The sequence below is a fragment of the Paenibacillus sp. BC26 genome, from assembly GCF_900116125.1.
Lineage (GTDB): Bacteria > Bacillota > Bacilli > Paenibacillales > Paenibacillaceae > Paenibacillus_Z > Paenibacillus_Z lignilyticus.
The window spans coordinates 266,137-280,283 of the sequence record NZ_FPAD01000004.1; the positions used below are offsets into that span (position 1 = coordinate 266,137).

General features: G+C 54.2%; 13 protein-coding genes. 4 read left to right on the forward strand and 9 right to left on the reverse strand.

Features of this window, described 5'->3' with window-relative positions:
- Positions 1-14 precede the first annotated feature (14 nt).
- On the forward strand, positions 15-878 hold the full coding sequence (locus BM412_RS24765) for a bifunctional 5,10-methylenetetrahydrofolate dehydrogenase/5,10-methenyltetrahydrofolate cyclohydrolase (RefSeq protein WP_091224237.1): 864 nt from the start codon (positions 15-17) through the stop codon (positions 876-878).
- Positions 879-880: 2 nt separating this feature from the next.
- The gene (locus BM412_RS24770) at positions 881-1,510 is read left to right on the forward strand and encodes a cyclodeaminase/cyclohydrolase family protein (protein WP_091224239.1); all 630 of its coding nucleotides are present in this window, start codon (positions 881-883) and stop codon (positions 1,508-1,510) included.
- A gap of 28 nt (positions 1,511-1,538) precedes the next feature.
- Here BM412_RS24770 and BM412_RS24775 read toward each other — a convergent pair whose 3' ends face one another.
- From BM412_RS24775 to BM412_RS24815, 9 genes are all read right to left on the reverse strand, one after another.
- The gene (locus tag BM412_RS24775; RefSeq protein ID WP_256256577.1) at positions 1,539-3,080 is read right to left on the reverse strand and encodes a sensor histidine kinase; all 1,542 of its coding nucleotides are present in this window, start codon (positions 3,078-3,080) and stop codon (positions 1,539-1,541) included.
- Complete coding sequence (locus tag BM412_RS24780) at positions 3,077-3,760, reverse strand: response regulator transcription factor (RefSeq protein WP_091224633.1); 684 nt, start codon at positions 3,758-3,760, stop codon at positions 3,077-3,079. The genes BM412_RS24775 and BM412_RS24780 overlap by 4 nt, the downstream gene beginning before the upstream one ends.
- 169 nt (positions 3,761-3,929) lie before the next feature.
- On the reverse strand, positions 3,930-4,220 hold the full coding sequence (locus BM412_RS24785; protein ID WP_091224241.1) for a small, acid-soluble spore protein, alpha/beta type: 291 nt from the start codon (positions 4,218-4,220) through the stop codon (positions 3,930-3,932).
- 61 nt (positions 4,221-4,281) lie between these two features.
- Positions 4,282-5,235: a magnesium/cobalt transporter CorA gene (corA, locus tag BM412_RS24790; protein WP_091224243.1), complete on the reverse strand. Its 954-nt coding sequence runs from the start codon at positions 5,233-5,235 to the stop codon at positions 4,282-4,284.
- A gap of 42 nt (positions 5,236-5,277) precedes the next feature.
- Complete coding sequence (locus BM412_RS24795; protein WP_091224245.1) at positions 5,278-6,714, reverse strand: S-layer homology domain-containing protein; 1,437 nt, start codon at positions 6,712-6,714, stop codon at positions 5,278-5,280.
- Between the two features lie 277 nt (positions 6,715-6,991).
- The gene (locus tag BM412_RS24800; protein WP_091224246.1) at positions 6,992-8,404 is read right to left on the reverse strand and encodes an ABC transporter substrate-binding protein; all 1,413 of its coding nucleotides are present in this window, start codon (positions 8,402-8,404) and stop codon (positions 6,992-6,994) included.
- A 27-nt stretch (positions 8,405-8,431) separates the two neighbouring features.
- On the reverse strand, positions 8,432-9,568 hold the full coding sequence (locus BM412_RS24805; protein WP_091224249.1) for an efflux RND transporter periplasmic adaptor subunit: 1,137 nt from the start codon (positions 9,566-9,568) through the stop codon (positions 8,432-8,434).
- Positions 9,569-9,607: 39 nt separating this feature from the next.
- Complete coding sequence (locus BM412_RS24810) at positions 9,608-10,507, reverse strand: carbohydrate ABC transporter permease (protein ID WP_091224251.1); 900 nt, start codon at positions 10,505-10,507, stop codon at positions 9,608-9,610.
- On the reverse strand, positions 10,504-11,376 hold the full coding sequence (locus BM412_RS24815; RefSeq protein WP_091224253.1) for a carbohydrate ABC transporter permease: 873 nt from the start codon (positions 11,374-11,376) through the stop codon (positions 10,504-10,506). The genes BM412_RS24810 and BM412_RS24815 overlap by 4 nt, the downstream gene beginning before the upstream one ends.
- 178 nt (positions 11,377-11,554) lie before the next feature.
- Here BM412_RS24815 and BM412_RS24820 point away from each other — a divergent pair, with 178 nt between their 5' ends.
- Positions 11,555-12,274 (forward strand): response regulator transcription factor, encoded by a 720-nt coding sequence (locus BM412_RS24820; RefSeq protein ID WP_091224255.1) that lies wholly within the window; start codon positions 11,555-11,557, stop codon positions 12,272-12,274.
- Complete coding sequence (locus tag BM412_RS24825) at positions 12,271-14,082, forward strand: sensor histidine kinase (RefSeq protein WP_091224257.1); 1,812 nt, start codon at positions 12,271-12,273, stop codon at positions 14,080-14,082. Before BM412_RS24820 ends, BM412_RS24825 begins: the two co-directional genes overlap by 4 nt.
- The last annotated feature ends 65 nt before the right edge of the window (positions 14,083-14,147 follow it).

Here is a 14,147-nt window from a genome sequence, read left to right on the forward strand (position 1 = left end):
GGAGAGGATCTCTAATGGCCCTTATTCTAAAGGCGAAAGAAGCGGCTGAGCTCGTGTATTCGGAAATAGCGCTCCGCGTTGAGGAATGGAAGAAGAATGGAAAACAGCCGTCTCTGGCGACACTACTGGTCGAAGGCGATCCTGCCTCGGCTTACTATGCGCGCTCCAAGCAGAAGATTGCCGAGAAGCTGGGTATCTCGTTTCAGCTCCATACGTTCGCGAACGATGTTTCGGAAGAGGAATTGAAGCGCGTCATCGCTGCGCTTAACGAGGATGAAGACGTTCATGGCATTATGCTGGAGCTGCCATTGCCCGCGCATCTATCGGCAGCTGCAATTGAAGCTTGCATCGCCCCTGCCAAAGATATCGACGGCGTCACTCCATCTAATAAGCTAGCCGTTTACACGGGCAATGACACGGGACTTTATCCCGCAACGCCGCAGGCCTGCATCGGGTTACTCAAGCATTACGGGTACAAACTAGAGGGTCGCAACGTGGCTTTAGTCGGCAGGGGTCAGACCGTCGGCCTTCCGCTGTTTCATCTCCTTCAACGGGAGCATGCAACCGTGACTGTCTGCCATTCCAGGACGCCGGATCTGGCTGCTCAGCTGAAACATGCGGAAATCGCCATCGTGGCGGTTGGCAAACCGGATATGATTACAAAGGATATGGTGCATCCGGGCTTAATCATCATCGACGCAGGCATTAACGAGCTTGCGGACGGTTCGATTACCGGCGATGCCGCTTCGGATCTGAGCGACGCGGCCGCTGCTGTCTCACCGGTTCCCGGCGGAGTCGGCACCTTAACGACCGCGATTCTGTTTCGCAATCTGATGAAAGCCATGGATATCCAAACGTCGATGAAAGGAGATGCGTGACGATGACTACAGTATCATGGGATGATTCCATCCGCCGCTTCTTAGAGAAGGCGGCCAGCGCCGACCCCACTCCGGGCGGCGGAAGCGCCGCTGCCCTTGCCGCAGCCCTCGGCACAGCCATGACCGCAATGGCGGCCCATCTCTCGCAGGGAGAGAAGTACGCCGATGCACGGCTTCAAGTTAACGCTGCATTGAACGAGATGCACCGGCTTTCCGCCGCGTGTGAATCGCTGCTCGCCGAGGACATTTCAGCCTTCGACGGTTATATGCATGCACTGAAGCTGCCTAAACAGAATGAGTCAGAAAAGGCTGTTCGCCAAGAGGCGCTCCATAACGCGACCATTGCCGCCATCGAAGCTCCGCTCCGACTGATGGAGGTGTGCAGAGCGGCGCTGCTGTCTACACTAAGCATCGCTTCCTGCACGAATGCGCATGTCATCTCTGATCTCGGTATCGGCGCTTTACTCCTTGAAGCCGCTGCGCAATCCGCGCTCTTAACGGTGGAGATCAATTTAGCCGCACTGAAGGATGAAGGGATAAAAGCCCATTACGCTGCGAAACGCACTTCCCTTATCGCTGAAATCGAACAACTCAAAAACCGGACATTAGCTGTCGTTCGCGACAGAATCTAATGTCCGGTTCCCCTGTTCCTACTATGGCTCAAGCCGCTCCCTGCACCCTTACGCTGAAGCGTACGCCTTCAGCCGTATTGGCGATGCTATATTCAGCGCCGTGAGCATCCAGTACTTTGCTGACAATATAGAGACCCAGTCCGCTGCCGCCGGTGGAGCGGCTGCGCGACTGCTCCGCCCGGTAGAACGGCTCGAACAATCGCGGCAGCTTCGACTCCTCCACCTGCACGCCGGTGTTCAGCACCTCCAGCCTGTACCACGGATGCAGCGACTTCACCTGCAGCTCGCTCCCCTCATCTGCTGCGCAATACTCCTCGGATAACCGAACAACGACCCGCTCCGCATCGCCGGAATATTGAACGGCATTGGTGATGATGTTCGCCACAGCCTTCGACATGAGCCGCTCATCGGCCGTAATCATCGCTTCCTCCGGCAGCTCGACCTCTAGCTGCATATGTTTGACATCTGCCAAGTAGCTCATATTATTCATCGATTCCCGTACCAATTCGGTTAGATCCACCTTGCGCATCAGCGGACGGAAATCCCGGCTTTCCAGCTTCGACAGCTCCAGGATCTCGTGCACAAGCTTATCCATATCCTGCATAATCGTATACGATTGGCGCAAATATCTGTCCCGATCGCGGTAGGAGCCCACGTTAGCAATCATCGCCTCCAATTGACCGCTGACCGCCGTTATCGGCGTCTTGAGCTCATGCGAAATCGTCGCCACAAATTCCCGCCGTTTCGCTTCCTGCTCACGTTCCTGCTCGATATCGCTCTTGAGCTGCGCGTTGGCATCCTGCAGCTCCCCCATCGTCAGCTGCAAATTAACCGCCAATTTGCTGAGGCTAAACGACAGCTCACCCAGCTCATCCTTCGTGTTCAGCGCAGGCTTCGTTACAGAGAAGTCGAGTTTGGCCAGCCGCTTTGCCACTCGGTTAAGCGAGAGAAGGGGCCGCGCGATTAACCTTGAATAGATGAGCGCACCACCCACTGCAATAAGGAGAATCGGGATCAGCATGTAGGGCAGGAACAGCAAGATGACATCCGCCGCTTCCCCGATCGGCTGCAGCGGAGCATCCACGGACAGCGTATAAGGATCATCGCTTTCTGCGAATTTAATCGTCTTATCGACGCTCAGCATTTGCATGTTCGGGCCGCCGCCATTACCGTCGCCGGGCCCTTTCGCAATCTCACGGCCATCGATCACCCGACCCGCTTCAAGCTGCTTTCGCATACCGAGGTAACTCGCATTACGGGACAGCCAGCCGTTCATGCCCCGATAACTCGGCGGGATATAATACCCCTGCCCCTCCTTATCGCGGATCATGAGCGCCGCATTATGCTCTTGACCAAACTTCGCCATAAGCGGAATGGCATCGGCCGCACTCACGCCGTCGATCTGTTTCACCAGTTCGCTGAAGCTGCTTTCGAGCCGGGATTGCTTGATGTTCTTATAATAACCCGGCAGCATGAAGTAGAGAGTCAAGTAGATGAGAAGCGCGGATACGACCAGCAGCGCAGCCGTAACCATGAAGATTTTAAACCGTATCCCCTTGCGCCGGATCATCCTTCCACCAACGCCAGCTCAGACTCCAGCGAGTAGCCGACCCCTTTTACCGTACGAATGACGGAGATCCCGAGCTTCTTGCGGATATTCTTAATATGAGCATCGACGATGCGGGAGTCGCCGTAGTAGTCGTAACCCCATACTTTGTCCAGCAGCATATCACGTGTCATTATCCTTCCGGCGTTATGTACGAGCGTGTGCAGGATATCGAATTCCTTCGTCGTCGTATCGATGAGCTTGCCATCGACGAAGATTTTGTACGCATCGGCATCCAGCCTTAATCTTCCGTCAAACAGCTGCTCCCCGGACTGCCCGCTGCGCGTGCGCCGAAGGACAGCCTCCACCCGCTTCATCAAGACGTGAAAAGAAAACGGCTTCGTCACATAATCATCCGCTTCTTCCTCAAAGGCGCGCAGCTGATCCTTCTCTTCGCTAAGAGCCGTCAGTACGATGACCGGCGTTTCGGAGCGCTCGCGAATATTGCGGCATATCTCGTAGCCGTGCATGGAAGGCAGCATCAAGTCTAATATGACGAGGTCATACGACGACTGCTGAAATTTTTCCCAGCCTTCCAGTCCGTCCCCTGCTACATCCACCTCATATTGTTGTGCCCGTAGAAACTCAGCAATGAGCTCTTGTATATAATAATCGTCTTCGATGACCAGTATTGCGGCAGGCATCGTCCAATCCCCCATCCTACTCAGCATGTTACCTCCAGCATAACCGACGAAGATGAAAACAGTATGAATCGTTTCTGAAAAATAACTAAAAACCATTCGGAAAACAGCAAAAAACCACCAGCGATCCGCCGATGGTTTCGTTAAGCGCATAAATAATTGATGACCTTCATCAATGCTCGGTATTCTGGCGTGCCAGCTTCTCCTGCGCCATGCGCACAAGCTCTTTGACCATCGCTCCGCCGATCTGTCCGCCGATTTGACCTGCCGACTCCGTCGATAGTTGGCCGTTGTAACCGTGCTCCAGCGGAATGCCGAGTGATTTGGCTACTTCATATTTCACATCGTCAGGTCTGCTCGGATTCACGACATAACCTTCCCGCCGCATCACTTCCGCCTTAAATGCGCTCATCTGAGCATCAGCGCCGGGTACCAGATGTTTTCTCCGACTTCTTCTTGCCATTATTCCTGTCGCCTCCTTAGGGTTGAGTCGTATTCCTTACCGTTCCCTAAGGATAATTTCTCTATTCAAACCAGCCCTTGAACTTAAACCATGCAAACATGCCAGCAGCAAGCAGCACCATAAACACCAGCACCATATAATAGCCGGCATGCCAACCGAGCTCGGGCATATTGGAGAAGTTCATGCCATAAATGCCGGCAATAAAAGTTAACGGCATGAAAATCACCGTAATGACCGTCAATGTTTTCATAATGGAATTCATCCGATTGGCGTTCAGCGACATATAGTGATCGCGCAGATCCGACGTCATATCGCGATTCGAATCCACCATCTCCGAGAGCTTCAGCAGATGATCGTAAATATCGGTGAAGAACAATTGGTAATGTTTTAACGCTTCGATCCGCTGCGTATTGAGGATACGGTAGAGCAGGTCCCGCATGGGAACGATGGTTTTGCGCAATCGGAGCAGCTTGTTTCGAATTTCGAACACCTGGCTCAGGTCCGTCCTGAATCCTTGATCGGTGCCGCCTGTTTCGATCTCCAGCAGCTGATCCTCGATTGCCTGCAGCGCCGGAAAATATTGATCCACCAGCTCATCCATCACCGTATATGCGGCATGCAGGTTGCCATGCGCTTCCGTATGCGGTTTGCGGATGATTTTATCCCAAGCACGATCGACCTCATGGAGCGGCAGCTGATGGTAGGTCACCAAGAAATTCGGACCGACAAATACATCCACCTCCGAAGCCTCAAGCGTCTGCTCGTGGATCGCGTGAAGCACGAAGAAATGCACATCGTCGTAATGGTCCATTTTGGGACGCTGCAAATAAAGGAGACAATCTTCAATCGCCAGCGGGTGAAAATGAAAATAATCATCCAGCAGCTTCGCTTCTTCTCCCGTCGGCTCGCAGAAATCGACCCAGTACCATTTTAAATGTGCGATTTGGTTTAAATCTTCCAGCTTGTTCAGCTGCTTGATATGGTGATCATTCGTAACGGCAACAATTCGAATCATGGATCATGAGGCTCCGTCCGTATTTTTGTCTTCATTGTAGCATTAACGGTACTTGAACTTGAAGCTTACCACGCCGCTGTTATCCATCGTATAGGAATAGGATGCGAGAGAATCGCCATAGTTTCTCAGCAGCGCTTCCCAGCCGCTCGGTCCTTGCTCGTCCTTATACGTGCGTTTAATGGTGACGGAGGTCAAGCGCGCCTCTACGGCGCTGCTAATTCTCGCTTCGAACTCCGCTTGATCGTTCACGGTGAGACCGTTAATGACATAATAGTTAAACGTATTGGCTGTAGCTTGCGGAAGGGTGTCCTTCCAGGCATGATCCTCGCGAAGCGCTTCGTCCGTCACGTTGAAGTAGCCGTAGTTCAATCGCCCCGCCACATCCGGAACGGGATCGTCCCATGTTACATCGAGGTTGTAATACGCGCCGTCGATCTTCACTTTGTTCCACGCATGGCTGCCGCCGTCTGCCGTACCGATGACGATATGCGATTCAATGCCCGCCATGCTTAACAGCAAATCTGCCGTCCCCGCGTAACCTTGGCAGACCGCGATGCCATTCATCAGCACCCCATACACGGAGTAGGATTCCGGCGGAACGGTATCATTCTTGTAATTCTCATAATCATAGGCGGTATGCTGCAAAATATAATCATGAATTGCAAGCTCGCGTTCATATTCGGTCAAACCCGGACGGATGATCTCCGCTAGGACTGCTCTCGCCCTTGTGTCGATTTCCTGCATCTGTTCGTTCTTAATGATCACCGGAAGCGATTGTTTGGCTGCTCTCAGGAGATCTTCCTCATCATTCACAAAATACGTCCCGAACCGCGAGAAAATCCGGTATACCAGCACGATTGCTTGCTCCCGTGTCGTCGTCACGCGCGGTTGAAAACGCAGTTGAGTGCCGCTCACATTGCCTTTCATGATGCCGTTGCCGGCCAGCATGCCGATCGCATCGCGCGACCACTGGGCGAGCTGCTTGTCGTCCGCGAATTTAGGCGGTGTCCCTTTTCCCTCTTGGAGCTTCGTTTGGAAGCCGGCTTTAGCCAGCGTGTTATAGAGCATCAGCGCGAGCTGCTCCCGCGTTACATTCGCCTTGGGGGAGAAGGTGTTGGGGCTTGTCCCTTTAATAATGCCCAGCTCGTAGGCTTGGCCGATGCGGGGGTTGTTTGTATCCCGAAACGGATTCTGCTTCGGATCCGCCGGTTTCGTGTCGGTCAGCACTTCATAGAGCTGCACGGCCATCTCGCAAAATTCCTGCCGCGTCAACGCCAATCGATAGCTGTTCGTTAATCCATATGGGATGAGTCCGCTCGAAATCGCATCTTGGATTTCTTGTTTTGCCCACTCGCTCGGTGAACCGGTTACTGCTGCTGTTGCGGCATTTGCTCGTGTCGGCGCCGTTCCCAGCTGGCTCGCTGTCGTGCCGATGGCGGCGACGATGAGTGCGATTGTGATCCACTTCTTCGTTCTCATGCTTCTCGTGATCCCCCTGCTATTCGCAAATCTAGCAATCTAGTTCCTACTAGCTTATCACAAAATTTGTCTATCATTTACAATTTTATGGATATTAGTCGTTTTTACTATATGTTTAACCTTCGAGGGGGAGTTGCGAAACGAGGGGGAATGCTGAGAGTCGAGTTTTCCGACTTTCAGGCCCTGGCGCGGGCGCGACGAACTGACAATAAAAAACACCCTCGAAGTGCAGCAGCGGCCGCTTCCCGAAGGTGTTTACATTCCCTTGCCCGTACTGTTATTCGTTCAAATAAATCGTGGCCCGATTCTGAAGTTTCTTGGCTGCTTCCTCCGCGGATTGACGTCCTTCCAGGAATGCCTCCGCCTCTTCTTTCACCATCGTCACAATCGCGCCGTCTACCTCGACGAACCGCTTGATCCGCGGAATGGTGTCCACAATCGTCTTGATATCTTCATCCGTAATCGCAGGAGGCGTGATTTCGCCGTCGGGGCCGGCGAGCTTGATATTGCCGCTCTCGAACATTTTCTTCGACTCTTCAACCTGCTTGGCCGTCATATCCTTGCGCACCGAGAAGCCCATCATGCCCGGCGTCCCCTGCATCTCCGCGGAGAGCAAGTATTTCATGAACTCCCAAGCTTCCTGCTTCGCACCTGACTTCGCGTTCAGCCCAAGCATCAGTTCGCTTCCGAACGTCATTCCCTTAGCTTCGCCGCCTGATGGGGTTTGAAACACTTCGCCTTTCCCTTGGAACATCATCTCCGGGAGCATGATCATGTCCATTGGCATCATCAGATCCATATGGCCGAACATTTGCTGCCCAGGCCCCGGTCTTCCCTCGCTAACCAAACCATCGTCATACAAGCCCTTCAAATTCTCCAGCAGCGCTGCAAAATCCCCGGTATCAAACGATGCTTTCTTCCCTGCCGCATCGACAAAATGTTCATAACTCGACTCCACCATCAGCTTAAGCAGCTGCTCCTTGGGCATACCTGACAAGGTGTAGCGGTCCGGCTTGCCGTCACCGTCTTCGTCTTTCGCGAGCTTATGGGCAATGTCCGTGAATTCCTTCCACGTCCACTTGCTGTCATCGAGCTTTACGCCTGCGGCAGTGAGCTCCGCCGCATCCCCTAACATCACATCGAGCGAAAATTTCACCGGTAAAGCAGCCTGCTTCCCACCGCTCGTGACTGCCTCCATCAGGCCTTCATAATAATCTTGGCTGTTATAGGACTTATCTTCCTCCATCAATGGACGAAGATCCGCAAGCAGCCCTTTCTCCGCATATTTGTTGAAAGGCAGATCCTGTACGGCGATAAGATCAGCGCCTTTGCCTGACATCAGCTCCGTATTAATGGTGTTAACGAATTTCTCCTTATCCGCCGAGTCCTCGTCTGCTCCCATCGTCTTCTTGACCATTCCTCCGGTATCCGGCGTGGCGACCAAAGCATTTACCTGGATATCGATATCCGGATGTGCCTTTTCGAACTCTTTCTCCGCCGTTTGCAGGAATCGGTCATTCTCCAGGACAGACACCGTTACGATGGTTTTCCCATCCTTGGTTTTGGCGGCTGTTGGCTGCCCCGACTCGGCATTCCCGTTGTTGCCGCTTGAACACGCAGCAAGTGCCGTCATCAGCGCGAGACTGACACAGCCGGTTTGGATCGTTCTTAGCTTCTTCGTCGACTTCATCGTTAACACTCCTAAAGATTCATAGTATTAGTTCACTCGAACGCGCTGACCTTCATTAAGCGGCTCGCTCGTTTCTTCAATGACTTTCTCCTCCGGTCCCAAGCCGTCTGTAATTTCGGTGTTCGTCTCATCCGAATCCCCGATTGAGACCGCAGCTTTCTCGGCTGTATACACACTCCCAAGCGGCCCCTTCTTCTCCTTCACAATCCATACGTAATACCCGTCGCTGCCTCGCTGCACCGAATCGGTCGCAAGAATAATACCGCCAATCCGTCCGGTCTTCTTCACCGATATCTTCGCTTGATTGCCCAGCTGGAGCCCCTGTCCGGTAAGCTTGATTGTGATCTCCTTCCGCTCCCCCGAATCGCCTGTGCTCTCGGGTGAACTGCCGCTATCGGCATCTTCGATGTCTTCGACAGTCCCTTTCACTACTTTCCGTTTCTCGCCTATGTACGCCGATAAGGACACCGTCTCCCCGATGCGCAGCTTATCTGCATCGTCAGCATCGTCGGTGAATGTAAAGAGCAGCCCGCTGCTCACATCAGCAAGAATTACAACGGCCTGTCCACGTGACGATGGCAGCCCTTCCGTAACTTCCAGCTTTGTTACAATTCCGCTGAATGGCGCCAGAACGGCGCTCGCTTTCTTCAGCGAATCGCGCAGCGTTTCCAGCTTGCGCTGCTGGATAGCCAGATCATATTCCGCAATTTGCAGATCACGCTTCAGGTCGCGAACCCCTGCCTCATTATCTTGCCGCAGGGCGTCGATAATCTGTTCCTTCTGTTTCTCCATGCGCAGCTTCGCCTGTGCATAACGCGTTTCTTCATCCTCCAGATTGCGCTTAGCCTCTGTCGTGTCGTAAGTAATCAGCCGCTGTCCTTTCTTCACGGCATCTCCTTCTCCCACAAGAATCGCGGTCACATTGCCATCGCCCTCTGCGTAGAGCTCTTCGGTCTTCTTCGCTTCGAGCTCGCCTTCGCCGGAGATGGTGCGTTCCAGCTGGCCGAAGGTCGGCTCGGTCACCGCTACCTTAGGCAGCGCAAGTCCGGCAATTGTATTGGAGAAGAACGTAAGCACGGCAAGTCCGCCGAAGAAGAGCAGCAGCACGACTCCCATCAGCCGTTTACGCCGCTTCAACCGGTTATCGTCCAGCATCGTGGACATCCTCTTCACTCCTACAAGTTTGTTTGATGAATAGTGCTGCTAGCCTTTCAGCCCGGAGAGCTGAATGCCGGCAATCAGATCATTTTCGCCATAAAGGAAAATAAACAGCATCGGCGCCATATACAGCGCGGAAGCGGCAAAAGCAATGCCCTGTTCCCCTTCCCGAACCCGGGACAGATAAACCGAGAGCGGTTGTTTGATTGCCTCCGTCAGCATGATGAGCGGCTGCTCGACCATGTTCCAGTTGTCGATGAAGAGCAGGATCACCAGCGCCGCGAGTCCGGGTCTGCACATCGGCAGCACGATGCGGAAGAACAGCTGCGCATGACCTGCCCCGTCCATTTTGCCTGCTTCCACATAAGCACCGGGAATTTGCAGCATAAATTGACGCAATAGAAACACGCCGAACGCCGCGAAGATGCCGGGCCATATAATGGCACCGAAATCCCCCAACAGCCCAAGCCGATCCGCTACGATGTAATTCGGCACGAGCGTCACTTGGAACGGCATCAGCATCGTAATGAGATAGAGGAAGAACAGCTTGTCCCGTCCGGCGAAATGCAGCTTGCCAAGCGCATAAGCCGCCAGCGACGCTACGACGGTCTGCCCCGCAATAATCGGCACCGTCATCACGACCGCATTCCAGAACATGGACAGAAACTGCGGTTTTCTAAAAAGCACTTCCCCGTATTGCTTCAGCGTCACTTTATCCGGAATCAGCTTCAGCACGGCGAACTGATCCGCCTTTGAATCGGACGGACCGCCGGAGTCTTCATCCTCCCGGCTCGGCGACAATATCCCATAGGCAGCCGTAATCTCATCCTCCGACATGAAGGAGTTGCTGATGGTGAATACAAGCGGGAACAGCATGCCGGCGGCGATTAGGCCGAGCATGAGTGTAAGGATGATTTTGGCCATCATGCGTGGCTTATCCCTCATTCCATCCGCCCCCTTAGCACCCGCTCCAGCCGGAATACGACCGCCACAAACACCGTGATCGCAAGTGCCATTATGTATGCGGCAGAGGTCAGCTTCTGGTAGTCCAGGGATAAGAACATATTGTTCATGTAATGCTGCAGCATGTAGATGCTTTCATGGGGGTATTCCCCAGCTATGAGGTACGTCTCGCGAAACACTTTGAACGAGCCGACAACGGACATGATGAAGACGAAGAAAGCCGTCGGCGTTAAGTACACCAGCGTAATATTGCGCAGCTTCCACCACCGTCCCGCGCCTTCCACCGATGCGGCTTCGTAGTAATCCTCCGGGATATTTTGCAAACCTGCCAGATAGAGCACCATGTTGTAGCCCGTGTTCTTCCACAGATACACCAGCAATACGACGGCTCTCGCGGTCCCCGAGCCCATCCAGTCCTTCGTGGCCAGCCCATGCTCGTGCAAATAGGCGTTCAGGAATCCGTTGCTGTCGAACAGAATTTGCCATAACATGACGATCGACGCGACCGGAACGACAAGCGGCATCACATAGAACGTCCGCAGCCAGTTTCGGGCAAACACATCTCGCATGAGCAGCAGCGCCAGCAGAAGCGAAATGACCATCAGCAGCGGCACGCTCACGGCCGTGAATAACGCGGTGTTCGACGCCGCCTTGCGAAATGAGCTGCTCTCCAGCAGCTCCGCATAATTGGAGAGGCCGACGAAGCCGCCGTTCACCGGACTGTCCACCAGCGAATAGTAGCATCCTGCCGCAAACGGTATGAGGAAGAACAATCCAAAGCCGATCAGACTCGGCAGAAGGAACACGACCGCCGCACTGCTATCTCGCTGCAGCAAGCGATTGAATTTCATAACAACCTCCTATACGATAGTGGGAGCGAATGAATGTGCTTCAGGCGGGCAGAAAATCGATTTCGGGATCCTTTGCTGCAACGCGCCTGAGCCAAAGAACGGTGTACCGTTTCTTCTCACTTGTAACTGTAAAAGCGCGATGTGACAGCTGTGTGACAACGAAGGAGGAAACGGTATTGTGAACGGAAATGTACTGCTTGTCGAGGATGAGCCCCTGATGCGGCAGCTTATTGTCGATTACTTGCACGGGGAAAATATTACGGTTATCGAGGCAGGGAACGGCGAGGAAGCGCTGCTCCGGTTCGCGGCAGAACCGGTTGCGCTCGTCATTTTGGACATTATGATGCCGAAGCTGGACGGCTACAGCGTCTGTCGTTCCATTCGCGAACGGTCCGATGTGATGATTATTATGCTGACGGCTCGGTCAGCCGAGGATGACAAGCTTCTTGGCTATGATCTGGGCGCGGATGATTACATGACGAAACCGTTCAGCCCGAAGGAGCTGACCGCGAAGGTCAAAGCGCTGCTGAAACGAGCAGAGCTCTTGGCCGCGGCTTCAGCTGCAGCTTCGTCGGCCGGGGACGGTTCGGATGCCGGCGCCGGCGTGATTGCGCTGGATGGGCTGATGATCAAGGAGGCTTCACACGAGGTGAAGGTCGATGGCGAGGAGCTGACATTGTCGCCGAAGGAATACGATTTGCTGCTGTATATGTATCGCAACCGAAACATCGTATTAACGCGGGACATGCTGCTGAATCATGTCTGGGGCTTCGATTATTTCGGCGATGCGCGAACGGTCGATACCCATATTAAGCGTCTGCGGCAGAAGCTCGGCAGCAAGGCGGAGCTGATCTGTACCGTGCGCGGCAACGGTTATCAGTTCAAGGTGAAACGATGAAGCGCGGGCGGAGCGTTGCGTTTAAGCTGTTTACCGTCACGACCATTGTGTTTATCGCATTTATCACCCTCATTATGCTGCTGCAGCTGTTCTTCTTCGAGAGCTATTACGAGCGGCAGAAAATCAAAGCCATCAAGCGCGAATTTACGGATCTTCGGGACAAGTATGTCGTGGTGGGAGACAAACCTCCCTCGGGAACCGACGCGGGGAAACCGGGGACGAATACAGCGGTGCCGGTCCCTGAGCCGGGGGAAGGGCCGGAATCAGGCTCGACGAAGGAGTCTGCTCCTGCTGAAGATGGCAGCGGGGCAACATTCGAGCGATTTATCGGGGATTTCCGGATGCCGCTACCGGCGGGAATTGCCGGAGAAATGACCTCCGGGGGAACGGGATTGCCGCTTTATTTCTCCCCCTTCGAGAGCAGGTATTTCGCGTTGACGGCCAAATTCGAGTTTGACGATGAGGGAATCAAGGCGATCGCGATCGGTGCCGGTCAGCAGCAGAAGCGCATCTTTATCAGCATCGACCAACTAAACGGCGATGTCATGCGGATGATTCAAAATCCGGTCTCGCAAGAGCAAGTGGACAATTTGATGACAGGCGTCGTCCAATGGCTGCAAGATCCGGTCAAGGTAGACCAGGTGTTCGACAGAGGCGAAACCGTCGTCTATCGCAGTAAAGGCTTTGGCCCGATGAATACCGGCAATAACCAACTCATTGCCGCCGCTGCGCTGCCGCCTGTGGACGGCACTCGCCAAGTGCTGTTTGCCGTCTCTTCGCTGCAGCCGGTCAGCGATGCCGGGATGGTGATTAAAGACTTTTATCTGTATTTCTACGGGCTTGCGGTTGTGCTCATCCTGCTGCTGTCCTTCCTCTACTCCGGCATGATAACGAAGCCTCTGCGCAAGCTCAATCAGGTTGCGCTTCGCCTCTCGAAGCTGGATTTCTCGGTGAAGAGCGGCATCAAGCGGAATGATGAGATCGGGAGCCTGTCGCAGACGTTTGATTTTCTCTCGGATAATCTGCAGCATGCGCTCGGCGAGCTCCAAGCGGCGAATGTGCAGCTCAAGGAAGAGTTCGAGAAAGAAAAGCAGCTGGAGGCGATGCGGCGCGAATTCGTTGCAGGGGTTTCCCATGAACTTAAGACGCCGATCAGTCTCATCAGCGGGTATGCCGAAGGCTTGCGCGATGGCATCGGAGGCGCCGAGAAGCGCGAGCAGTATCTCGGCGTCATTATGGACGAGACAAGCCGGATGTCGGGTCTCGTCAACGATATGCTGGACCTGGCGCAGCTGGAATCCGGCAAATATCGGCTCGTGAGCGGCAGCTTCGATCTGCGCGCATGCGCGAATGCTTTCATGCAGCGGCACGCGGAGCCGCTGGAACGTAAGGCGATCGCGTTGAACGTACTGTTGCCGGATGAGCCTGCCGAGATGACGGCGTACGGCGACCGTTTCCGGCTGGAGCAGGTGCTTGCGAACCTCATGAGCAACGCCATCCGCCATACCTCGCAAGGCCGAGCAATCGAGCTGCGCATTGTCGAGGAGCCGGATCGCTGGCTGCTCTCGCTCTGGAATGAAGGCGAAGCGATTCCGGAAGCGGAGCTGAAGCGCATCTGGGAGCAGTTTTACCGCACCGACCACTCCCGCAGCCGCGAGCTTGGCGGGACCGGAATCGGGCTTGCCATTGTGAAGCATATTTTGCTGCTTCATGGCAGCACGTTCGGCGTGCGCAACCATGGCAGCGGCGTCGAGTTCTACTTCACCGTGGCGAAGACGGAGGAAGATGCCGGAGAGACCGAGGCCTAGATGCGCCTGGGGTAAGATTTAATTCACAGTAGATTTTGCTAAGGGGCTGTTTCTGTCATCGTTAA

Coding starts and splice junctions, on each gene's coding strand:
- BM412_RS24765 (WP_091224237.1), top strand. CDS start 15: ATGGCCCTTATTCTAAAGGCGAAAGAAGCGGCTGAGCTCGTGTATTCG.
- BM412_RS24780 (WP_091224633.1), bottom strand. CDS start 3,760: ATGCCTGCCGCAATACTGGTCATCGAAGACGATTATTATATACAAGAG.
- BM412_RS24810 (WP_091224251.1), bottom strand. CDS start 10,507: ATGAGGGATAAGCCACGCATGATGGCCAAAATCATCCTTACACTCATG.
- BM412_RS24795 (WP_091224245.1), bottom strand. CDS start 6,714: ATGAGAACGAAGAAGTGGATCACAATCGCACTCATCGTCGCCGCCATC.
- corA (WP_091224243.1), bottom strand. CDS start 5,235: ATGATTCGAATTGTTGCCGTTACGAATGATCACCATATCAAGCAGCTG.
- BM412_RS24815 (WP_091224253.1), bottom strand. CDS start 11,376: ATGAAATTCAATCGCTTGCTGCAGCGAGATAGCAGTGCGGCGGTCGTG.
- BM412_RS24805 (WP_091224249.1), bottom strand. CDS start 9,568: ATGTCCACGATGCTGGACGATAACCGGTTGAAGCGGCGTAAACGGCTG.
- BM412_RS24785 (WP_091224241.1), bottom strand. CDS start 4,220: ATGGCAAGAAGAAGTCGGAGAAAACATCTGGTACCCGGCGCTGATGCT.
- BM412_RS24775 (WP_256256577.1), bottom strand. CDS start 3,080: ATGATCCGGCGCAAGGGGATACGGTTTAAAATCTTCATGGTTACGGCT.
- BM412_RS24800 (WP_091224246.1), bottom strand. CDS start 8,404: ATGAAGTCGACGAAGAAGCTAAGAACGATCCAAACCGGCTGTGTCAGT.
- BM412_RS24825 (WP_091224257.1), top strand. CDS start 12,271: ATGAAGCGCGGGCGGAGCGTTGCGTTTAAGCTGTTTACCGTCACGACC.
- BM412_RS24770 (WP_091224239.1), top strand. CDS start 881: ATGACTACAGTATCATGGGATGATTCCATCCGCCGCTTCTTAGAGAAG.